Consider the following 21337-nt stretch of genomic DNA (forward strand, 5'->3'; position numbering starts at 1 on the left):
AAGGAAACGGAGAATGGGTGTAGACTCGGGTTTATCCACATGGCTGCAAAGGGTATTGCTCAGGTGATCAGCGCGCAGGTGTTGTCCGGTACCACCCTTACTCTTGGCTGGCTGGGTTACGTACCCTTGCTGGTGTGGGCGGTCAGCCGGGTGCGCTGGGTTGAGCTGTTCACCGACCGGCGCCGCCAGCATCTGTTGTTTGGCACCGTGTTTTGCCTGTTTGCGTTGTGGCTGGTGAGGCGTGATTTCGATACCGGGGTGTCGTACCACTTCATCGGCATGACGGCCGTTACCCTGTTGCTGGACTGGCCGCTGGCGGTGCTGGGTGGGTTCATGGCTCAGCTCGGTTTGCTGGCGCTGGGGCGTCAGGACCTGGCGGCGCTGGGGGTGAACGGCTTGTTGCTGATTGGCTTGCCGGTGCTGATTACCGAGGTGTGCGCGATCGTGGTCGAGCGCGCTCAACCGCGAAACCTGTTCGTTTATATTTTTTGTTCGGGGTTCTTTCCTGCGGCGCTCGCCGTGCTTGTTTGCGTGCCGGCGGCGCTAGGGGTGTTGTGGCTGGATGGGCGCTTTGCCATGCCGGAATGGCTTAGCGACTTTGTGGGCTACCTGTGGCTGATGATGTTCCCCGAGGCGTTCATCAACGGCATGGTGATCAGTGCGCTGGTAGTGTTTTGCCCGGAGTGGCTGGAAACCTTTAACCGCACAAGGTATTTGCAGGCGCCCTGGAAGGAGGATGAGCGGTGAGTTTGTGGTGGCCGTGCCGCCTCTTCGCGGGCACAGCCACCTTGAAATCCGCTTAGTGCCGCGGCTCCAGGTCCCCCGAATACAGCTCATCCTCAGACTCTTCAGCCCCCGGAATTTTGTGTTCCTCAGCCGCCCAGGCCCCGAGGTCGATCAGCTTGCAACGGTCCGAGCAAAACGGCCGGAACGCGCTTTTCTCGTTCCATTCCACAGGTGCGCCACAGGTCGGGCAGTCGACGGTCAATGGCTGGCTCATGGCTGGCCTCCTTTCAAAGTCAGGTAAAAGTGGTGCAGGCGGTCAATCTGCTGATGCAGCGCGGCCAGGTCGCCGTCATTGACCACAACGTCATCGGCATGGCGCAGGCGATCCTCACGGGCCAGTTGGGCCTGCAAAATGGCCTGCACCTGCTCGGCACTGGTGTTGTCCCGCGCCAGGGTGCGCGACACTTGCAGCGCCTGCGGCGCATCGATCACCAGCACGCGCTGGGTCTTATGGTATTGCCCCGACTCGATCAGCAGCGGCGACACATATACCGCATACGGCGACTGCGCCTTGGCCAGGTAGCTGAAAATCTCCTGTCCGATCAACGGGTGCAGCAGTTGCTCTAGCCATTTGCGCTGCGCCGGGTCGGCGAAGATCAGCTGGCGCAGGGCGGCGCGATCCAGCTGGCCGTCGGCCTGCAGCACACCCGGGCCGAAGCGCTCGACAATGCTGGCCAGGGCCGGGCGGCCGGGTTCGACCACCCAGCGCGCCGCCTGATCGGCATCGACCAGGTGCACGCCAAGCTCGACGAAGCGCTCGGCAGCGGCGCTCTTGCCGCTACCAATGCCGCCGGTAAGGCCGAGAATCCAGGGGGTAAAGGCTGCAGTGGCCATCAGTATCCAAGCAGTTGCATGTAAGAGGCGACTATTTCATCACCCCAGAGCACGGCAATCCACCCCGCAATCGCCAGATAAGGCCCGAACGGCATCGCCGTGCCCATGGCATGCCGGCGCAAACGCAGCAGGCACAGGCCAACCAGCGCCCCCACCACCGACGACAGCAGCAGCGTCAGCGGCAACACCTGCCAGCCACCCCAGGCCCCGATCAGCGCCATCAGCTTGAAGTCGCCATAGCCCATGCCTTCCTTTCCGGTGACCAGCTTGAACACCCAGTACACCGTCCACAGGCTGAGGTACCCGGCCACCGCGCCCCACAGCGCGTCGGTCAACGGCACATAAAGGCCGAAGGCGTTCACGATCAGCCCCAGCCACAGCATTGGCAGCACCAGCACATCCGGCAACAGCTGATGCTCGGCATCGATCAGGCTCAGCGCCAGCAGGCACCAGGTGAGCGGCAGTGCCAGCAAGGTTTCGCCAGAAGCGCCAAAGCGCCACGCCACCACCAGCGACAGCAGCGCGCTGGCGATTTCCACCACCGGGTAGCGCGGGCTGATGCGGGTTTTGCAGGATGAACAGCGCCCGCGCAATGCCAGGTAACTGATGACCGGAATGTTCTCCCACGCGCGAATCTGATGCGCGCAATGTGGGCAGCGGGAGGCGGGCAGGCACAGGTCGAACCGTTCGTGTTGCGTAACCGGCAGCCCCAACACTTCTTGTGCCTCACGCTGCCATTGCCGCTCCAGCATGATCGGTAGCCGATACACCAGCACATTGAGAAAACTGCCCACCAACAGACCGAGCAGCGTGGCCAGGGTGAGGAAGTACGCCGGCTGCTCAGCCAGCAAAGTCCATAAAGTCATGTTCAGATCAAGCTACCCAACTGGAAGATCGGCAGGTACATCGCCACCACCAGGCCACCGACCAGCAGGCCCAGGATCAGCACGATGGCCGGCTCCAGCAGGCTGGTCAACTGGTCCAGCGCCTGGCTGACCTGTTCCTCGTAATGGCTCGCGGCCTTTTCCAGCATCTGGTCCAGCGTGCCGCTGGATTCACCGATGGCCGTAAGCTGCACCAGCAACGGTGGAAACAGCGGTTCACCTGCCATCGCCTGGTTCAGCCCCTGCCCATTGGCCATGCCCTGGCGCAGCCGCAACACCGCCTGCTCGTGCAGATCGCCACCGGTTACCCGGGCCACCGTACCCAACGCGTCCAGCAACGGCACCCCGGCGCTGTAGGACGTTGCCAGGCTACGCGCAAACCGCGCCAGCGCCGCCTGCCCCAGCAATTTGCCGAACACCGGCAAACCCAGCACCTGCCGAGATATCCACAGGCGTGCTGGCGCGTGCTGCCGGTAAAGCTGACGCCCGGCAAAACCTAACACCGCAGCCATCACCAGCAACAGCGGCGCAAACCGACTCAGCCCTGTGGACAAGTCGATCACCCACTGGGTAAATGCCGGCAAAGCTGCGCCCACACCGGCAAACAGGCTCTCGAATTTCGGAATAACCTCCAGCAACAAAATCGCCGACACCCCCAGCCCGGTCAGCAACAGCAGCAGCGGGTAGATCATCGCCTTGCGCACCTTCTTGTGCAGCGCCCGCCGCTGTTCCAGCATGCCCGCCAGCTGCTCCAGCTGGCGATCGAGCGTGCCAGACTGCTCACCCACCCGCACCAGGTTGCAGTACAGCGCATCAAACCATACCGGGTGACGCTGCAACGCATCCGCCAACCCCAGGCCCGAGGCCACATCCTGTTTCAATCGCTCCAGCAACGCCGCCTGCGCCGAATTGCAGCCACTGCGCCCCATCACCTCGAACGCCTGCAACAGCGGCACGCCGGCCTTGAGCAAGGTCGCCAACTGCCGGCTGAAACCCGCCGGGTCGGCCTTCTCGCGCGGCTTCGGCAAACTGAACGTCAGCCCGCTGGCCGGCCGTAAACTGGCCACCGTGATGCCCTGGCGAATCAGCCCGGCGCGCACATAAGCCGGGCTGCGCCCGGGTGTTTGGCCACTGACCGGCGTGCCGTTGGCGTCGGTGCCATGCCAGCTGTAGAGCGGGGAAGATGAAGTCATGCAAAGGTCCTTTTTGTGCCCGTGCGACAAGCCTGGAAACAGCTTGCCGCGTCCATGCAAGGGCGCGCGTCCGTGATGCTCACTAGAGTAGTTCAGCGAAGATGACGCCCAAGCGGGCAGGGGTGACAAAAGGTGTCTGTTCAGGCCTACTGCGCCGCTGCCGGTTGGGGCGCAACCGACCTCAACGTGTAAGCGAATGAAAAAGGAAATACGTTCATGAAAGGGCAACGCGGTATCACCCTGATCGAACTGATGATCGTTGTCGCGATCATCGGCATTCTGGCGACCATCGCCTTACCGATGTACACCAACCACCAGGCACGCTCCAAGGCGGCCGCCGGGTTGCTGGAAATCAGCGCGCTGAAGACGGCGATGGACCTGCGCCTGAATGACGGGAAAGACGTGGGAGGCGTGGCCGAGCTGGGTGGTCAATCTGCCACGACACATTGTGCGATCACCGCCGGAGGCAAGGCGGCGGATGGCAGCGGGAAGATTGAATGTACGCTGGTGGATGCGCCGGCCAATGTGATGGGTAAGGCACTGACCTTGACGCGCTCGGCCAGTGGGTGGGCGTGCACTACCGACATCGAGGAAGACCTGGCGCCCAAGGGTTGCAAGGGGGCTTGAGGGTAGGGGATTAAACTAGCGGAAACAGGGGTTTGCGTTGCGGGTGTGAGCAGTGGTACGTTGCGCTACACGCCGGTGTAGCTCAGTCGGTAGAGCAGCGCACTCGTAACGCGAAGGTCGCAGGTTCGATTCCTGTCTCCGGCACCAGTTCAGCAAGTTTGATGCAGCTTTGCTTGCATGTACCCTTCCCAAAAATGCCCGCCTCGTGCGGGCACTTTTGTTTCTGTTTCATTCGCAGTGACGCCTTCCAGCCAAACCCTTTCCGTGGCCTTTTTCGACTTGGTCGTGAGCGAATTTCCACTTAGGGTTGCACGATTTTTGAGATAGTGCTTAGCTGCTAAATGCCTTTCGCCCAATAATTACGGGGTGTTTTGCAGAATTTTTAGAGATAGTGCGTTTGTCGATTAGAGATAATTTTTAGATGGCCACATTTTCTCATCACGACCTTCGACTGCTGAACCCGTCTTTCGACTCGCCTTTGGTCGATGTACTGAGCGAGCTTGAGTTCCTGCGCAGGTTGAGGCTGGAGGGTGACACGCCAGCGCCGGTTTTCTTCCAGCTCAAGGGTTTGTTCCATACCCTGGAGAGCTTGGGGTCTGCGCGAATCGAGGGTAACCACACCACCCTGGCGGACTACATCGATAGCAAGGTCGAAGGGAAGGCTGAAAGCACAGACCAGTTGCTTGAGGTGGCCAACATCGAGAAGGCGATGGACTACATCGAAGAGGTGATACAGCCAGGTGTAGATCTGACAGAGCATACGATTAGAGAGCTGCATGCCTTGACCGTACTCGGTTTGCGCCGCGAAGGGGACAAGACTCCTGGAGCCTACCGCGAAGGGCCCGTGAGGATTTCCCAATCCGATCATTCCCCACCAGACGCCCTGCTTGTGCCTCAGTACATGCAGGAGCTGGTCAGCTTCATCAACCGCGACGATTCGCCCAAGTACGCGTTGATGAAAGTCGCCTTGGCTCACCATCGTTTCGGCTGGATACACCCATTCGGGAATGGCAATGGGCGGGTGGTGAGGCTGCTCACCTATGCGCTGCTGATGAAGTACGGCTTCAACGTGAATGTGGGCGGAAGGGTACTGAACCCTACGGCGGTATTCTGTAATGATCGAGAGAATTACTACGCCATGCTCGGGGTGGCTGATACCGGCACCACAGCAGGGTTGGAAGCGTGGTGCGTGTACGTGCTGGAGGGCATTCGAGACGAGCTTGAGAAGGTGGACAAGCTCACCAACTACGCCTATCTCACGGAAAGCATTCTGTCGCCTGCGGTTGGCTTTGCGCGCAGCCGGGAATGGATTACAGAGGCTGAAGAGCAGATTTTGGCGTTGGTGATCAAATTGAAGGTTGTGAAGTCTGCCGACATTGCTGTGGCGCTGCCCAAGCTGACGGCTGGTCAGCGGACCTATCAGATCAAGAAACTGGTGGAGCAAGGCATGCTTTTGCCGGTTAGCACGGGTTCAAGGCAGTACACGATCGGCTTCTCCAGCAACTACCTGATACGCGGTGTGATCAAGGCGTTGAGAGAGCAGGGCTTCATTCCTGAGCCGCTTGATAAGCCGTAACCAGGTAAGGTCAGTCAAAGCTGTACTTGGCAAAAGTTACCGCCAAGCCTAGCCATACGTTGCCGAGCAGCGGCCGCGTTTCCTCGCTTCAACACATACCCTGTGGGAGCGGGTTCACCCGCGAAGAATATTACGCGGTACACGACACCGGCTTCGCCGGTGAACCCTGCTGCCAGTCAGTTAAGCCATTGAGACTTTGCTGCCCCTTGCCGGCAAAAAGTATGGGCTGTGCAGATCTTCAGCATTGCGCGGCCCCTGTGGGTCCGGCGATGGGCTGCGCAGCAGCCCCAAATGGCTTGATTGGCCGCCATTGAGCTTGACCCCTAACGGCCGAGGCCCGTGCCATTTCATTAGCATGCTGTTTCGCCGTGACTATGAGCGCATCTTGCATAGCCAAAATCTCAAAGCAAGGCGACGCCTATTCGGCATCACCCTGATACCTCAGCCCTTGTTCGCGTTGAGTTTGCGCAGTTCTTCATAGGTGGCCGACTGGACAAACCAGAAGCCCGAAACGATGCACCAACTCAAGCTACCTACTACGAAAATTCCCAGGGCTGGCAGGAAGCCGCTGGTGAACATGGCGATGAAAGCGAAAAGCCAGATCACGGCCAGGGAAACGTAGAGGACGGTGTTGTTGACGCTGATGACGAAGTCTTTCACAGGGCTTGTTCCTTGCTCGTGTGGGTGATTACCCCTCCTGGGGCGCTGGGAATGCTATCACATGGCCTTCATCGAGAGGCGGAGGAAGCCACCGCGCCATCAGTGGATAACTGATCCGTAAGTCTTATGAATCGTGAATTGTTGTCCCTTATCGGGGTTATCCACAGGGGCGAGTTGGCTGTGCAAGTGCTATCGGATAGAGCGCCCCAGGTGGCTCGTACCTAATAAGGATACGACGATCCCGCGGTGGTTCTCCCCAATGGCGATTCGCATCCGGCAGCTCGCCCGGTCACTACCCATGTGATGGATGCTCTTACACACATAGCGCTCGTGCGCCAGATACACCGTACTTCGCTGCCCTGCAGCAACCCATCCGCTTGGCCGACTATTGCGCCAACCTGTGCCCGTCTCTTTCTGTGGAAAGAGACGGGCACTTCTACCACTGCTGCAGCCCTGATCGCACATGGCTTTGCGGCATTCCCCTCGTGACAATCGGCGTGACAAACGCCGATGTCACCAGCAACAGGCATGTAGATGATGGTGCTGCAGACCAAGGAATGGACTGCACCTGACTGACAGTCAGGCATGCCCCGGTCATCGCATTGCTGCTTGCACATGGCTCAGGATCTTCAGGCGCTGGTCTCGTCAGCCAGTGCTGCCTCCACCCGCCCACCGGCAACGGTGCTCAGGAGGCCAGATCATGAGATGACCTTGCTCCCGGTTGTAAGGAGCCGCCAGTCCCGCGTAGTGGACATTCCCCACAGGTCGCAGGGACCTTGATCCCTGATAACACTCAGCATTCTTGGCGGGATGACGTGGGGCGAGGACTGGAGAGCTGAAGATGAGGTGGCTCATATGGCATTGGTGGGTAGACGCGATGGCCGTAATTTTGGCTACGGCAGGCAATTGAGCTATGCAGGACGGCAGGAGCTGAACGATATGTTCGGCGGTGGTCATTACGGCACGGTCAAAGCGCACTGCGATCGATGGCAGGCATTCGTGAAGTGGTGCCGCTCTATACAGGGACCTGGTATCAATGATGCGCGGCAGATTGATTACTGCGTATCTGCGCGGCGAGGTTGGGTGCGGTGACTTGGCCGTCAGCACCGCACAAAACCGGCTATCCAGCGTTAACAGGACCCTGGCGGCGTTTCGCGGATGATGTGGGGAATCTTTTGAGGGTTAGAACAGATGATATTTTTTGGCCGATGTTATTAACGTAATATAACTTGCTACGAAATGGCTAAGCTGAAACCATTTCGATGAAATCTCGTATCCGTAGCCGCCCTCAAAGGACTCCCAAGCTAGATCATGGACTGCCCAATTCCCCATAAACCTACATTCAGAGCGGCGTCAGCACCAGCGTGCCCGCCTGAACCAGAAAGCCACTCGCAAAATGTAAGTGATGATCGCAGTATTAGTATCAATATAGGTCAACTGCTTCCTGCAACTGCTAAGGCCGACGCGGCCATGCAAGCTACACTGGAAATTTCTGATAAAAAGGTCTACACCGTAAAAGTAGAGAATGATACTGATTGGCCGGCAGTAACCGCATCTCTTGTAGTAGGGCTTGCCATTGCCTGGTTTGCCAAGCAGTCGCAGCAAAGTCAGATTAAGTCTTCGGCCGCAAACTTTAGGCACGAATGGCAAAGTAGCCTCAGGGCAAAAATCGCGGAATTTTCTTCTAAAATCGTTTTGATTCACTACAAGCTTGAGAGCGATGAGGACTACTTGCTGAAAGACATTTCAGACGAAATTTTCAGCGAGTTGATCTACATTCAAAGCGTTATCGAGCTCATGTTGGATAGCAGGAAAGAGTCCTCAAAACAGCTGACGCGCACGATGGAAGAAATCGTGCGAGAACTAAAGTCCGGGCGAACTGAGCTAGGTGCTCTTATTAATAAGTTAAACTCGCAAGCTGGTGAAGTGCTTGAGTTGGCCTGGCAAGACATTCGCCGAGACTTAGGGATGAAAAAATCAAGTAATAGAAGGCGCTTCCTGTTTTGGAGGAATTGGTGATTGGCACTGAGAGATTGGCTCTGGATTTTTCAGGAATCTTACGGCTCCAGGGGATACATTCTTTTTTTTGATGTATGCCTATGAAAAATAAGTCAGTCCTCTTTTTCTCCCAAGTTAGCCTTGCGCGCAGCATCTTTGCTTCTAGAGAAGTGGGTTTTTCAGTTGGGCAATCTATCCTCTGAAATTCTCTGACATCTACACTGAGCAGCTATACTCGTAAGTATTACAAGGCCCGATAAGTAATTTGTAATCTCGCATATACAAGGAGTTCAACATGGAAAATGCCAGCGGCGACGCAAAACAAAAATTCTCAGCAAGATGCAAAGAAATACACATTGAAGGCAACGAGTGGCCCTGCAGTGAAGACAAGCTTTCAAGGCGGACGGAGATCGAGAACTTAACTCCGCTGCTAATTAATGCGCAAGCACCGCTTGTAATTTGTTTGGATGCGCCGTGGGGCGCAGGAAAAACAACGTTCCTCAAGTTGTGGTCGCAGTATTTGCGAACACTTGAAATCAAAAGCCTATACTTGAACGCTTGGGAAAATGATTTTGCAGACGATCCACTGCTTCCGCTGATATCGACATTTGATAAGTGGATAGCTGTTGAGAACGAAGAGTCTAAAGCGCAAGCAGCTTGGAAAAAGGCAAAAAAATTTGTTCCTGGTATACTTAAATCTTCTGCGGTCGCTGCTGCCAAAGCGGCATCGTTTGGCATGTTAGACATAGACAAAGAGCTAGAGAAGCTGGCCAGTGATGTAGTCGGAGGTGCGGTCGGCGATATCGTAGAAAGCTTCAATGTGAAGCAGAAGTCGTTAGAGCAATTCAAAAACCAATTGTCCTTAGCACTAGAAGCTCTGCCAGGAGACCAAAATAATCTAGTGATATTTATTGATGAGCTAGATAGGTGTCGGCCTACTTATGCAATTGAGATGCTGGAGCGAGTTAAGCACCTTTTTGATCTTGAGCGGATAATTTTTATACTTGCGATGAATAGAGATCAACTGGGTAAAAGCATCCAGGGTGTCTACGGCACATCGTTCAATGGCACTCAGTACCTTAAAAGATTCATTGACATAGATTATTTACTTCGTACGCCATCTATCAAGGAATACATTTCCGCAAGGCTGGCCGAGCCAGAGATTTCAGACTATTTTAAAGCGCGAAAAGAAGGTCGTTATGGTCTTGAACACATAACTGAACTTATGGCATATCTCGCGCTTCGATTTGACTACACTCCGCGCGACATCAACCAGCTGATTGGCAGGCTGAAGCTTATTTTTCGCAGTATTCCTCATAATCATTATCTTGACGAATCAATTATTGTGCCTTTGTTGGTGTTGAGGCAAGAGAACCCGCAGCTTTACACTCGGTATTCAAAAGATGCACTTTACGCTAATGATGTAATTGAGTTTTTGTCAGGGAACCGTATTGGTGAGGGCGAGTTGGAGCATCGCATCGCTGTAATGTTTGGTTGTCTAATAGGTGCTGCTAGAGACCCTTATTCTGAAAATAACATGGAACGGGTCCTCGCGCCATGGATGAAATGGTCAAAGCTGCTGTCGGAAACGGCTGGCGTCTCCCAACTTCGATCAGGGTTGCAAAGAGCGGTCACAGTGGTGATAGAGGTCGCTACTGAAGATCGTGAGTTTAGAAGTAGAAGAGGCCTTAATGAGCTGGCTTTTAAGCGCATTGAGCTAGCAGGAGAAATTAATTTTTCATAATTATTTCATGTGGGCAACAAGGGCGCGCCCAATCCTTAGCAACTGAGCTCTATGTGTGGTTTGTTTTAGAATTGAAGCTTGCTAAGGATGTTATTTGTACCCTAGAAGCTGCAAGTAGTACTCAGCTCCAAATATTTTATGAGTTTCCTTGAGCTCTGTACGAAACTCCAGGAAACTCAATCAGTGCCTTCGTAAGCTAAATTTTTGTAGGTTTTTTAGCCATTTATGGAAAAACTATGATGGAAAAGTGTTCCGACCTCTCGGAGGAGGCCTGGACTGTGGCCGATCTCTTCACTAAAACCATGGCCGGAGCACCCCGCCTGAGCCTCCACAATCCCCGATTCGATTCCACCGAAAGCCACAACTAGCTGATTTGTTTATAGATACCCTATGAGGTAAATCAAAAAATCTACCAAATTCCAGACCCGCGAAAACCGGCCCCTCACGCCCAAGAACCGTCTGTCTGTCTCCGCACCACACATAAAGGCTTGCAGCGATGCAAGCTTTTTTGTTGTGCGCCAGGCATGGCGCGTTGCGCTAGCGCAACCAGCTTGGCTGTGGTGGCCTCGCTGGTGACTTGGAGGTAAGAGTCCTCTACCCACGGCGTCTGCTTTACTGAATGGTGCGTTTTCAAGGTAGTTATCAAGGTTATCAATTCCAGGCTTCGTCCTCTGTGTGAGCCTAAATTGCTGTGAATGCATAATCGGCAGCGTAGTGCTGGTTTTTCCCTTGTTGACGATCTTAATCAGCATAATATTGCCGGTTTCTGCCGTGTGCACTATGCTAATCAGCATTAAACTGCTGATTAGTGGTGTGGCGATGCCGCTCAGACTCACGATCCAAGCTTTCTCAGAGGGTGCATGGCGCGATGCAGCGACGCTCACGGTTGAGAACCCCGAGCGTGTTGCTGATGGGCGGTGCCTTGTCGCATACGACAACGACTACATCATCGCGAACTTTGATCGTATGGAAGATCGATGCGAACAAGCCCTAAGCGTTAACCTTCCGTTGAACTGGGACCACCATGACGTCAAAGGGTATCCAGCATTCCTCTACGACATCATTCCCTCTGGTGCTGCCAGGGACTCTCTTGAATCCCGCTACGGGCGTCTCAAGCCCGAAGGCGTGGAAATGGAGCTGTACCTGCTAGAACGCTTCACGCCGGCCCCTATTGGGCATCTGCGTATCAAAGAGTCGGTGGAAGGCCTTCAACCGGACCGGAGTGAGGCTTTCGCGCATGCTGAGGTCGTGAACAGGACGAACGAGTTTCTTGAGTACGCCTACGAAACCGGCGCGGCATTGGGCGGCGCTACCGGTGCCAACGGGCAAGCCCCCAAGCTGGTCATGACCGAGGCCCACGACGGTGCTCTTTACGCTGATGCGATGCTTCCCGATGACCAGGCGTGCCGTCACTGGCTGATCAAGTTCGCGCGTAATCGAGGCAGCGAGCGCGACAAAGACATCCTGCGAACAGAGTTTCATTACTACAAGGCGGTTGCTGCCCTCGGCCTTGATACGGTTCCCACTGATGGTCTGGCGCTTGAAGAGGCAGTGAAGCCAAGCCTCTGGATGCCACGATTTGATCGCCAAGTAGCAGATGGCGTGGTGGAGCGGATACCGCTGGAGTCGGTGTACTCGATCTGCGGCATTACCGGCTACGCGCACCCGATGGCGCACGTCGAAGTGGTTCACCGACTGGTAAGTCTATGGGTCGATAACGGCCAGCAGGATGAGGTGGACGACCTGGTGTTCGAGTACGTGCGACGCGATCTGCTGAACCGCATTCTAGGGAACACCGATAACCACGGTCGCAACACCTCCATCATTCGTGTGGGTGGGAGGTTTCGTTTGGCCCCAATCTATGACCTCGCGCCAATGATCCTGGATGAAGAGGGTATTACGCGGACGACGAAGTGGGCTGCGGAGCGCAAGGGGTCTTCTAATTGGCGCGACAACTGTGCTGAGCTTATTGGTTACACGGATCCCGATGTTCTGCTGCAACGGTTGATGAATGCGGCTGAGGAATTCAGGGCGTTGCCCGATCTGCTGATCGATGTTCCTGAATCGATGCGCAATGCAGCCTCTCTACCCGTGAATAACCTGGACAAGCGACTCGTGGAGTGGGGACTGCGATGAAAAAACTACAGCCTGAAGAGCGCGCTCAGCTCGTAGAGGAAATCGTCAAGCGCAACGCGGCGGGGCTCGATCCAATTGGGGCATCCATTCGCCGTCTGCGGCTCGAAGTGACCGGGCTTGACCAAGAGACCTTCGCGGCCATGTGCAAGATCTCTACGAAAAGCCTGTACGAACTGGAGAGCGGGAAGTCGAATCCGAAGCTCAGCACTTTGGAGGCCGTGCTGCGTCTCTTTGGCATTCGGATGGGTATGGTGATGACTGCCAAAGATAATCCCACTGCAACGGTCGCTGGCAACAATGTCGGCCAGTTGAAGGCGGGTGGGCCAATCGCTGTGGCCGCGCGGCCGGTGGCGAATCTTTTGCAGCCGGCCAGCTCTTACGTGGTGGCCGGACCGAAACGAGGGAAAAGCCCTGCGGCAGCCAAAGCGAAGAAGGAAGTGTCGAGGCCGGCATCGCCACGCGCACGGAAAAGCACTCAGGAACAGTGAGATTGATGCTCGCACTTCACGGCATGTGATCAAGCAGCATCACCTGGCCAAGCCCGGCATTTAAGCTTCCGCCCCAACGGATATTTCTCAGCAGGAGGCCACGCATGTTCAACCACCCCGTCAAACCGGAAATCGCCGAGTGGTTCGCCACATTCGGGATCGACGCGGTATCCCACAGCGTCTGCTCCATCGACGTCACCACCGAGCCTCCCGAGCACTGGTTTTACAAGCGCAACCAGTTACGGCCGGACAGCTTGAAACTCGACCTGTCCTTGACTGCCAGCGGTAACTGGTGGGTCCACCTGTCGCGCCACGACAAGCTGTTCGACATCCAGTGGCGCGCCAACGACGACCTGCGGGTCGTATCCCAGCAACTGCGGTATCGCAAGCTGATCAAGTGGCCACGGTTGCACAGCCTCATGGATTTCCCGCTGCTGGCCGGGCAACTGGAGCAATGCCTGGATGTGCGCTTTCTGCGCCATGCCAATTTCGGCGCACGCCTGCTGGACCCCGAGGTGCTGGCGCAGAATGCCAACCTCCGCCAGTGGTTGGCGCCTTGTGCCGATACCTTCGGTAGCTACCGGAAGATGCCGCCGCAGTAACACGGCGGCCAAGCTTTTTGAGTCCGGCTCAGCTCACTGTAATCGCCGCATTCAACACCAACACCACCATCAACCCGACCAAAGCCACGATGGACTGCACCACCGAGATGGTCTTGGTAGCCTCACCCATGGTCATGCCGAACGATTCCTTCACCATCCAGAACCCTGCATGGTTGGCATAGTTGAAGAACAGCGATCCGCAGCCGATGGACAAGGCCAGCAACGGCAGGTTGAGGCTAGGGTCTGCCCCCGCAAGCGGTGCCAGCAAGCCGGCAGCCCCGACGATACCCACCGTGGCGGAACCGGTAGACACCGAGAGCAACATCGCGATCAGCCAGCCCAGGATCAAGGGCGGGAACGCCGATTGCTGGGTCAGGTGCACAATGGCATCGCCCACCTTGGCACTGGTCAGCATCTCCTGGAAGGCGCCGCCGCCGGCGATGATCATGATGATGGAGGCGATGGGCTTGAGGCTTTTGCCCAACGCATCACGCAGCTGTTCGGCGTCGCCGCCACGCGCCAGTACCAGGCTGGCGCCGGCGAACAGTACGCCCAGCAGCATGGCGATCAGCGGGTTGCCCAGGAAACTGGCCATTTCCAGCAGCGCATTGCCCTTGGGCAGCAGCATTTCGGCAACGGCATGCACCAGCATCAGGATTGCCGGCAGCAGCGCGGCCAGCATGCCGATGAATACGCCGGGGCGGGGCTGGTTGTCGGCTTTTTCCGTCAGGGTGAACTGGTCCAGCAATGCCTGATCAGGCCGCGTGCTCATACGCTTCGAGATGAACATGCCATACAGCGGGCCGCCCAGAATCATGGCCGGGATAGCCGCCAGGAAGCCATAGAGCATGGTGGGGCCAACCGAGGTCTTGAGCACGGCGATGGCGGTCAAGGGGCCAGGGTGTGGAGGTACCATGCCGTGCATGGCGGCCAACGCCGAAATCACCGGCACACCGACGTACACATACGCCGAGCCTTTGAAGCGCGCCTTGCCTTCCAGCTTGCGTGCCACGCTGAAAATCAGCGGCAGCATGATCACCAGGCCCACTTCGAAAAACATCGGGATGCCGATGACAAAGGCAACCAGCATCATGGCCCACGGAATCATGCGGTCCGGTGTGCGTTTGAGGATCACATCAGCGACCTGCTCGGTGACGCCTGCGTCAGCCAGGATTTTGCCAAGCATCGCACCAAGTGCGATCACTACGCCGACTGCGCCCAGGGTTTTTCCGGCGCCTGTGAGCAGGTGGGAGACGATGCTGCCGGGCTCCATGTGGGTAGCGAAACCCACGCCGATGGACACCACCAGCAAGGCCAGGAGGGGGTGCATCTTCAGGCGCGACACGATGAGTGCCACCAGCACCAGGACACTGACCAAGGCAGTCAGCAATAGCTGTATATCTAAAGGAGTCATGCAAGGAATCTCGGTTGGGCAGGTGCTCTGGCGGCACTCAGGATTTGAAGGCGGATGATGCGAAGTAGAGGGGGCTGGAACTTAGGCCGGCTGACGGCGGTACCGCGCAGGGCAAGTGAGCTTCGTTGGAGAGGGCATTCATGAAGTGATTCACCTTGTTATTTGGTCATCTATATGAATCTCTTCAAAGTATTCGTGCCGCAACCGGACGCTGTCAAGAGCACGCTGTCACGTTTAATTTAGTGGGTGAGTCTCTGTCAGGCCTATGCCCCATCGACACGCAGCATCACCAAGTCCCGGTGCACATCCTCGCCGCACTGGAACGTCGTTTCCCCCATCACTTCAAACCCGTTGCGGGTATAGAAGGCGATGGCCCGGCTATTGCCGTCGTTCACAGTCAAGCGCAGTGGGCCAGTGACGTTGGCAAAAATGTCAGCCACCAGGCGCTGGGACACCCCCTTGCCGTGATACTCAGGCAGCACATAGCACTTGCTCAACTCCGCGATGCCGTCGGCAGCCGCAATACCCAACGCTTCAGGCTCATGGCTGACCAGGCTGTAGCCAATCACCCGCCCGCTCAGCAAGGCGACTGTCAGCCGCTTGTTCGGCGCCAGGCTCATTCGTTCAAAGTTGGCAGGCATCAGTTGCCCGGCTATGTAGGCGTCAATTTCTGACGCGGGGGTGTCCACCGGGCAAGCCAGTGCAAAGGTGCGTGCCGCTACCTGGCTGATTGCCGTGCTGTCGTCGGGTTTTGCCCGCCGGATCGAGAGCTGCATGTGGGAAGTCCTTGTGCCAAGTCGATTCGCCCGCGATGACAGGCGTCCATCCATCGTTATGTTTTTTACTATATAACGACTGGCGCCATACAAATCGCAATCGCCCCGATTCGAACAATAAAAGGACTACCAAACGATGCTCTTGCGCCAACTCACCTACCTGGTAACGCTATCGCAACAGCGGCATTTCGGCCGTGCCGCAGAAAAATGCAACGTGTCCCAGCCCGCATTTTCCGAGGCGATCCGTACGCTGGAGCTGGACCTGGGCATCAGCGTGGTGCAGCGCAGCCGCCGGTTCGAAGGGTTTACCGCAGAGGGGGAGAGGGTGCTGTTATGGGCCCGTCGTATCCTGGCCGACTGCGGAGCTTTGCGCCAGGAGGCCGGCCATCAAGAGCTGAACCCGGCCGGTGTGTTGCGTTTGGGGGCGATTCCCACGGTGCTGTCGATGGTCCCGCTGATGACCGACTCGTGCCTGGCGACTTACCCGCGTATCACCCATGAAGTCTACACACTGGCCACATCGGACATTTTGAAAGGCATCACCCACTTCGAGCTTGATCTGGGCATGACGTATCTGGGCGACGACAGGCTGAAGGCCTTTCTCACCTACCCGTTGTTCACCGAGCGTTATGTACTGATTACCCGGGATGATGCGGGCATCCGTAACAAAACCACACTCACCTGGCAAGAAGTGTCGGCCCTGCCGCTGTGCCTGCTGACGCGCAACATGCAATGCCGCCAAGGTATCGATGAGGCCTTCGCCAAGGCTGGTGCCCAAGTGACGCCGCGGGTAGAGACAGACTCGATGATGGTGCTGTACGGCCATGTGCGCTGTTCCGGGCTTTACAGCGTCGTGCCCCACAGTGCCCTGGCACTGGCGGAAATGCGCGGGGAAATTGTGGCAATCCCTATCGTTCCGCAACTGCAGCGGGAGATCGGCTTGGTGCTGCTGCGCCGCGATCCGCAGCCATTGCTGCTGGAGTCGGTGGTGGCGCTGTTCACCTCGCTGAGCTTGCAACGCCGGGTAGACGGTTTGCTGCACTGCTGATCGGTTTGACCGATTTATAGATCGGAACAAGCGATTGGCTTGCCCACCTCAGTCTCACCGAGGATGCCTGCCAGGCAGACGACCTGCCCGGGGGCGCGACCGCCAGCGGCGCGTGCCCATTCCAATCATCAGGAGGCTCCAATGGCGAAGATTGTTTGCGTACTGTACGACGACCCTGTCACCGGCCAACCTCACACCTATGCTCGCGATGGCCTGCCCCATCTGGAAAGTTACCCGGATGGCCAGACCCTGCCTACTCCGAAAGCCATCGACTTCCAGCCAGGTACCTTGCTGGGCAGCGTTTCCGGTGAACTCGGCCTGCGCAAATACCTTGAAGCCAACGGCCACGAATTGGTGGTTACCTCCAGCAAGGACGGTGCAGGCAGCGTGCTGGACCGTGAGCTGCACGACGCCGAAATCGTTATTTCCCAGCCGTTCTGGCCGGCGTACATGACCGCCGAACGGATGGACAAGGCGCCGAAGCTTAAAATGATCGTCACTGCCGGTATCGGCTCGGACCACACCGACCTGCAAGCTGCGATGGAGCGCAACATTACCGTGGCCGAAGTCACGTACTGCAACAGTAACAGCGTGGCCGAACACGTTGTGATGACCACCCTGGCCCTGGTGCGCAACTACTTGCCTTCGCACCAGTGGGTGCTGAAAGGCGGCTGGAATATCGCTGACTGCGTGGCACGCTCCTACGATGTGGAAGGCATGCACATTGGTACGGTCGCTGCCGGGCGCATCGGCCTGCGCGTACTGCGCCTGCTGAAACCCTTCGATGTGCACCTGCATTACATGGACCGCCATCGCTTGCCGGAGGCGGTGGAGAAGGAACTCAACCTGACCTACCACAGCAGCCTTGAAAGCCTGGCCAAGGTCTGCGATGTGGTCACCCTGAACTGCCCGCTGCACCCGGAAACGGAACACATGATCAACCAGGACTCGCTCAAGCACTTCAAGCGCGGGGCGTACCTGATCAACACGGCGCGTGGCAAGTTGTGCGACCGTGATGCCATCGCCGCCGCGCTGGAAAGCGGGCAGCTGGCAGGCTATGGCGGTGATGTGTGGTTCCCTCAACCGGCGCCGGCCGATCACCCGTGGCGGCACATGCCTCACCACGGTATGACCCCTCATATCTCCGGTACCAGCCTGTCGGCTCAGGCGCGTTATGCCGCTGGTACCCGCGAGATCCTGGAGTGCTACTTCGAGAAGCGGCCGATCCGCAACGAGTACCTGATTGTGCAGGGCGGTGAGCTGGCGGGTGTGGGCGCCCATTCGTACAGTGCGGGCAACGCCACCCAAGGCTCCGAAGAAGCGGCACGCTTCAAGAAATGACGCCTCCGAGCGCAAAAACGGGCCAGGTACCTGGCCCAGTCCAGCGCATCCGTGCCCTGTCCCTGTTGTGGACCGGGCTGGGTGCCTTCGTCGGGCTCGCCACGCTGGGCGCTCTCACGATCGAGTCCGGCCAGCCCTGGCTGATCGGCTCCTTCGGGGCCAGTGGGGTGCTGCTGTTCGCTTTCCCGGACGGGCCGTTTTCGCGTGTACGCAATGTAATCGGCGGGCACTTGCTGACTTCGTTGGTGGCGCTGGCATCCTTGCAGGTGTTTGGGCCTGGCCTGTTGGCCATGGCCTTTGCTGGCGCGCTGGCGACTGTGCTCATGGTGATCACGCGCACCGTTCACCCGCCAGCCGGGGGCAACCCGGTCATCGTGTTCATGACCCAGCCTGGGTGGTCATTCTTGTTGGTGCCGATCTTGGGTGGGGCATGCCTGTTAGTAGTGGTTGCCTTGCTGTACTGGCGCATCGTGGGTTGGCTGGCGTCACGCCGTGACGAGCAGCCGGAGCGTGCAAAGGGGGCCATTTCCAGGGACTGAGTACCCTGGATGTGGCCTTTTTGCCCGAGCAGGCAATACTTTCCTCTATACGCAGGCGTGTTCCTGGTGGCGCGCGCCGCTGGGAGGTGTCTGGTGAACAAACTTTCAATCATAGGTGCCGGCCTGGTCGGCGAGGCGGCGGCGCAGATCATTGCCCGGGATGAGTTGTGCCGTGAGCTGGTGTTGATGGACGTGCAGGGTGAGCTGGCGCAGGGCAAGGCGCTGGATGTGTGGCAGGCCGCTGTGGAGTCCGGCTCCGACACCCGTGTGTACGGCGGGGCCAAGGCCGACATGCTGGAGGGCTCCGAGCTGGTGGTCATCACCGCAGGCGTGCCGCGCAAGCCCGGCCAGTCGCGCCAGGATGTGCTGAGCATCAACCTGCCGATACTGGATGGCATCATGGCGGACATCAAACAGCATGCGCCGATGGCAACGGTGCTGGTGGTGTCCAACCCGGTCGATGTGCTCACCTATCGTGCCTGGAGCCTCAGCGGCCTGGGACGCGACAAGGTGTTCGGGCAGGCGGGGGTGCTGGATACCGCGCGCATGAAGTGCTTCATTGCCGAGGCAACCGGGTTCTCTGCACGGGATATCACGGCGCTGGTGCTGGGCGGGCATGGCGACAGCATGGTGCCGCTGATGCGCTATTGCCAGATAGGCTCGGTGCCGCTGTCGCACTTCTTGTCCAATGACCAGATCGAGCAAATTGTGGAGCGCACGCGCAAAGGTGGCGGCGAGATTCTGGGCTTGAAAAAGATGGGCAGCGCCTGTGATGCACCAGGCGTGGCCATTGCGCAGATGGTGGATGCCATCGCCAATGGGCGAAACCGCATTTTGCCAGCGGTGGCGATTCTGGAAGGGGAGTACGGGCGCAAGGACATTGCCATGGGTGTGCCTTGTGTACTGGCGGACGCGGGGCTTACGCGGGTGATCGAGTTGCCGCTGGATGCGCAGGAGCAGGCGATGTTTGACCATTCTGCCGATCAGGTGGCGCGGGATATTGCTGAGATGAAGGTGTTGTGAACGAGGGTGCCTGCTGGATCATGCGCCGTGTGAACGGCGCTTGATCTCGAAACCCTCAGCGCTCCAACCACGGCAATTGCCCACCCCCATTCATCCAAGCTACCATTGCTAATAATTCCTATTAGCACAACGGCGTCCCCCATGAATGCCCCTCCCAGTGCTCCTGCCCCGGGCCTCGAACTGGAGACCCTCTACCGTGCCCACCACGGCTGGATCCGCCAGTGGCTGCAGCGCAAGCTCGGCAATGCCCATGATGCGGCAGAGCTGGCGCAGGATGTGTTCGTGCGGCTGCTCACCAAACCCCGCGCCTTCAATGACCAGGAGCACGCGCGCGCCTACCTCGGGCGTATGTCGCGCAATGCCTGTGTGGACTTCTGGCGGCGGCGGCGGGTAGAGCAGGCCTATCTGGAAGTGTTGGCCGCCCAGCCCGAGCACCTGGTGCCGTCGCTTGAGCACCAGGCGGTGATCCTCGAAACACTGGAGCAATTGCAGGCGATGTTCGAGCGCATGCCCAAGCGGGTGGCCGAAGCGTTCTTCATGGCGCAGCTACAGGGCATGAAGCAACGCGAGATCGCCGAGCAACTGGGTGTAAGCGAACGCAGCGTGAACACTTACCTGGCCCAGGCGATGTACCAGTGCCTGCTGCTGGAAGTGGACCTGGACGACGCGCTGACATGAGCCGGGCGCCACTCGACCATGCCGTGCTGCAAGCGGCTGCCGGCTGGTTCGCGCGGTTGCACGCAGCGCAGAACGACCCCGCCGCCAACGCACAATGGCATGCCTGGTTGAACGAAGATGCGCGCCATCGCCTGGCCTGGTCCTATGTGGAAAACATCAACCAGCGTTTTGGCAACCTCGACGGCCAGGCAGAGCAGGCCCGGCAGGTGTTCGACAGCGTTCGCCGTGGCCAGCAATCGCGCCGTGCCGTGCTTGGCAGCCTGTGTGTGGCGGGTGCGTCGGGGTTGTTGGGGTTGTTGGGGTGGGGCGGCTGGCAGCGGGGTTGGGTGGACTCGCCGCGCGCCTGGTTTGCTACCTACCGCACCGGCCTGGGCGAGGTGCGGCCGCTCACGTTGGCCGATGGCAGCCAGCTGTGGCTGAACGGCGGCACGGCGCTGGATGTGCAGTTCGATGAAAACGTACGGCAACTGCGCCTGTATCGCGGCGAAATCCTGATTGAAACCGGCAAAGACCCTCGTCCCCTGGCCGTCGTGACGCGGGCAGGGCGCATGCAACCGCTCGGCACGCGGTTCAGCGTTCGGGACCAAGGGCTGACAACCACCTTGAGTGTGTTCGAAGGCGCCGTGCAGGCCACCTGTTCCGACAGTGGTGTGCAAACCACGCTGGGTGCCGGGCACATGCTGGTGTTCGACGCGCAGCAGGCCGGCGCGTCGACGGCTGCACAAGCCCTGCGCCAGGACTGGAGCCGTGGCGTGCTGGTGGCGGAAGACATGCCGCTGGGCCAGGTGGTCGATGTGCTGCGCGACTACCGCCGTGGCCACCTGGGCATCGACCCTGCGCTGAACAGCTTGCGCGCCGTGGGTACCTTCCCGTTGCTGGACACCGACCGCACCCTGGCCATGCTCGAACGTGCGTTGCCCATTCGGGTAGTGCGCACCTTGCCTTGGTGGGTCTCGATCGAAGCACGCTGAAAAATTTTCAAAATTCTTT

Annotated in this window: 21 protein-coding genes, 1 tRNA gene and 1 pseudogene; 16 read left to right on the forward strand and 7 right to left on the reverse strand. The window is 58.1% G+C overall.

Features of this window, described 5'->3' with window-relative positions; translation table 11 throughout:
• Window positions 1-39: 39 nt before the first annotated feature.
• Window positions 40-747 (forward strand): energy-coupling factor ABC transporter permease, encoded by a 708-nt coding sequence (locus tag QQ992_RS03545; RefSeq protein WP_286112225.1) that lies wholly within the window; start codon window positions 40-42, stop codon window positions 745-747.
• Window positions 748-799: 52 nt separating this feature from the next.
• Here QQ992_RS03545 and yacG read toward each other — a convergent pair whose 3' ends face one another.
• The 4 genes from yacG to QQ992_RS03565 are packed head-to-tail and all read right to left on the reverse strand — an operon-like array spanning window position 800 to window position 3697.
• Complete coding sequence (yacG, locus tag QQ992_RS03550; RefSeq protein ID WP_016484797.1) at window positions 800-1000, reverse strand: DNA gyrase inhibitor YacG; 201 nt, start codon at window positions 998-1000, stop codon at window positions 800-802.
• Window positions 997-1620 (reverse strand): dephospho-CoA kinase, encoded by a 624-nt coding sequence (gene coaE / locus QQ992_RS03555; RefSeq protein WP_286112226.1) that lies wholly within the window; start codon window positions 1618-1620, stop codon window positions 997-999. The genes yacG and coaE overlap by 4 nt, the downstream gene beginning before the upstream one ends.
• Entirely contained in the window at window positions 1620-2486 is an 867-nt protein-coding gene (locus tag QQ992_RS03560) for a prepilin peptidase (RefSeq protein ID WP_286112227.1), read from the reverse strand. Before QQ992_RS03560 ends, coaE begins: the two co-directional genes overlap by 1 nt.
• Window positions 2487-2488: 2 nt before the next feature.
• Entirely contained in the window at window positions 2489-3697 is a 1209-nt protein-coding gene (locus QQ992_RS03565; RefSeq protein WP_286112228.1) for a type II secretion system F family protein, read from the reverse strand.
• A 216-nt stretch (window positions 3698-3913) separates the two neighbouring features.
• Between QQ992_RS03565 and QQ992_RS03570 the strand changes: the two genes are divergently transcribed.
• From QQ992_RS03570 to QQ992_RS03580, 3 genes are all read left to right on the forward strand, one after another.
• Window positions 3914-4324, forward strand: a complete 411-nt coding sequence (locus tag QQ992_RS03570; RefSeq protein ID WP_286112229.1) for a pilin — start codon at window positions 3914-3916, stop codon at window positions 4322-4324.
• A gap of 71 nt (window positions 4325-4395) precedes the next feature.
• Window positions 4396-4471: transfer RNA gene (locus QQ992_RS03575), tRNA-Thr, on the forward strand.
• Between the two features lie 274 nt (window positions 4472-4745).
• On the forward strand, window positions 4746-5900 hold the full coding sequence (locus QQ992_RS03580) for a Fic family protein (RefSeq protein ID WP_286112230.1): 1155 nt from the start codon (window positions 4746-4748) through the stop codon (window positions 5898-5900).
• Window positions 5901-6341: 441 nt separating this feature from the next.
• On the opposite strand, the gene QQ992_RS03585 is transcribed toward QQ992_RS03580, so the two are convergent.
• On the reverse strand, window positions 6342-6560 hold the full coding sequence (locus QQ992_RS03585) for a hypothetical protein (RefSeq protein ID WP_286112231.1): 219 nt from the start codon (window positions 6558-6560) through the stop codon (window positions 6342-6344).
• 855 nt (window positions 6561-7415) lie between these two features.
• Between QQ992_RS03585 and QQ992_RS03590 the strand changes: the two are divergent.
• The 6 genes and pseudogenes from QQ992_RS03590 to QQ992_RS03615 form a co-directional block, all read left to right on the forward strand.
• Window positions 7416-7719: pseudogene (locus QQ992_RS03590) on the forward strand (integrase domain-containing protein); the annotation flags it as partial.
• Window positions 7720-8030: 311 nt separating this feature from the next.
• Entirely contained in the window at window positions 8031-8579 is a 549-nt protein-coding gene (locus QQ992_RS03595; RefSeq protein ID WP_286112232.1) for a hypothetical protein, read from the forward strand.
• A 274-nt stretch (window positions 8580-8853) separates the two neighbouring features.
• A complete protein-coding gene (locus tag QQ992_RS03600; RefSeq protein WP_286112233.1) occupies window positions 8854-10302 on the forward strand; it encodes a KAP family P-loop NTPase fold protein in 1449 nt (482 codons plus the stop codon).
• Window positions 10303-11082: 780 nt separating this feature from the next.
• Window positions 11083-12438, forward strand: a complete 1356-nt coding sequence (locus QQ992_RS03605; RefSeq protein WP_286112234.1) for a type II toxin-antitoxin system HipA family toxin — start codon at window positions 11083-11085, stop codon at window positions 12436-12438.
• The gene (locus tag QQ992_RS03610) at window positions 12435-12926 is read left to right on the forward strand and encodes a helix-turn-helix domain-containing protein (RefSeq protein WP_286112235.1); all 492 of its coding nucleotides are present in this window, start codon (window positions 12435-12437) and stop codon (window positions 12924-12926) included. Before QQ992_RS03605 ends, QQ992_RS03610 begins: the two co-directional genes overlap by 4 nt.
• A gap of 104 nt (window positions 12927-13030) precedes the next feature.
• The gene (locus QQ992_RS03615; protein WP_286112236.1) at window positions 13031-13528 is read left to right on the forward strand and encodes a hypothetical protein; all 498 of its coding nucleotides are present in this window, start codon (window positions 13031-13033) and stop codon (window positions 13526-13528) included.
• Between the two features lie 28 nt (window positions 13529-13556).
• Here QQ992_RS03615 and QQ992_RS03620 read toward each other — a convergent pair whose 3' ends face one another.
• On the reverse strand, window positions 13557-14942 hold the full coding sequence (locus tag QQ992_RS03620) for a GntP family permease (protein ID WP_105945567.1): 1386 nt from the start codon (window positions 14940-14942) through the stop codon (window positions 13557-13559).
• A 263-nt stretch (window positions 14943-15205) separates the two neighbouring features.
• Window positions 15206-15718, reverse strand: a complete 513-nt coding sequence (locus tag QQ992_RS03625) for a GNAT family N-acetyltransferase (RefSeq protein ID WP_286112237.1) — start codon at window positions 15716-15718, stop codon at window positions 15206-15208.
• 136 nt (window positions 15719-15854) lie between these two features.
• Here QQ992_RS03625 and QQ992_RS03630 point away from each other — a divergent pair, with 136 nt between their 5' ends.
• The 6 genes from QQ992_RS03630 to QQ992_RS03655 all read left to right on the forward strand — a co-directional run bounded on the left by QQ992_RS03630 (window position 15855) and on the right by QQ992_RS03655 (window position 21318).
• Entirely contained in the window at window positions 15855-16766 is a 912-nt protein-coding gene (locus tag QQ992_RS03630) for a LysR family transcriptional regulator (protein ID WP_286112238.1), read from the forward strand.
• A gap of 141 nt (window positions 16767-16907) precedes the next feature.
• Window positions 16908-18107, forward strand: coding sequence for an NAD-dependent formate dehydrogenase (locus QQ992_RS03635; RefSeq protein WP_286112239.1), 1200 nt, complete (start codon window positions 16908-16910; stop codon window positions 18105-18107).
• On the forward strand, window positions 18104-18646 hold the full coding sequence (locus tag QQ992_RS03640) for an HPP family protein (protein WP_286112240.1): 543 nt from the start codon (window positions 18104-18106) through the stop codon (window positions 18644-18646). Before QQ992_RS03635 ends, QQ992_RS03640 begins: the two co-directional genes overlap by 4 nt.
• 93 nt (window positions 18647-18739) lie before the next feature.
• Window positions 18740-19669, forward strand: coding sequence for a malate dehydrogenase (locus tag QQ992_RS03645; RefSeq protein WP_286112241.1), 930 nt, complete (start codon window positions 18740-18742; stop codon window positions 19667-19669).
• A 141-nt stretch (window positions 19670-19810) separates the two neighbouring features.
• Complete coding sequence (locus QQ992_RS03650; protein ID WP_104833497.1) at window positions 19811-20347, forward strand: sigma-70 family RNA polymerase sigma factor; 537 nt, start codon at window positions 19811-19813, stop codon at window positions 20345-20347.
• Entirely contained in the window at window positions 20344-21318 is a 975-nt protein-coding gene (locus QQ992_RS03655; RefSeq protein WP_286112242.1) for a FecR domain-containing protein, read from the forward strand. Before QQ992_RS03650 ends, QQ992_RS03655 begins: the two co-directional genes overlap by 4 nt.
• Window positions 21319-21337 lie beyond the last annotated feature (19 nt).

It is taken from the genome of Pseudomonas kurunegalensis (genome assembly GCF_030291635.1).
GTDB classification, from domain to species: Bacteria; Pseudomonadota; Gammaproteobacteria; order Pseudomonadales; family Pseudomonadaceae; genus Aquipseudomonas; species Aquipseudomonas monteilii.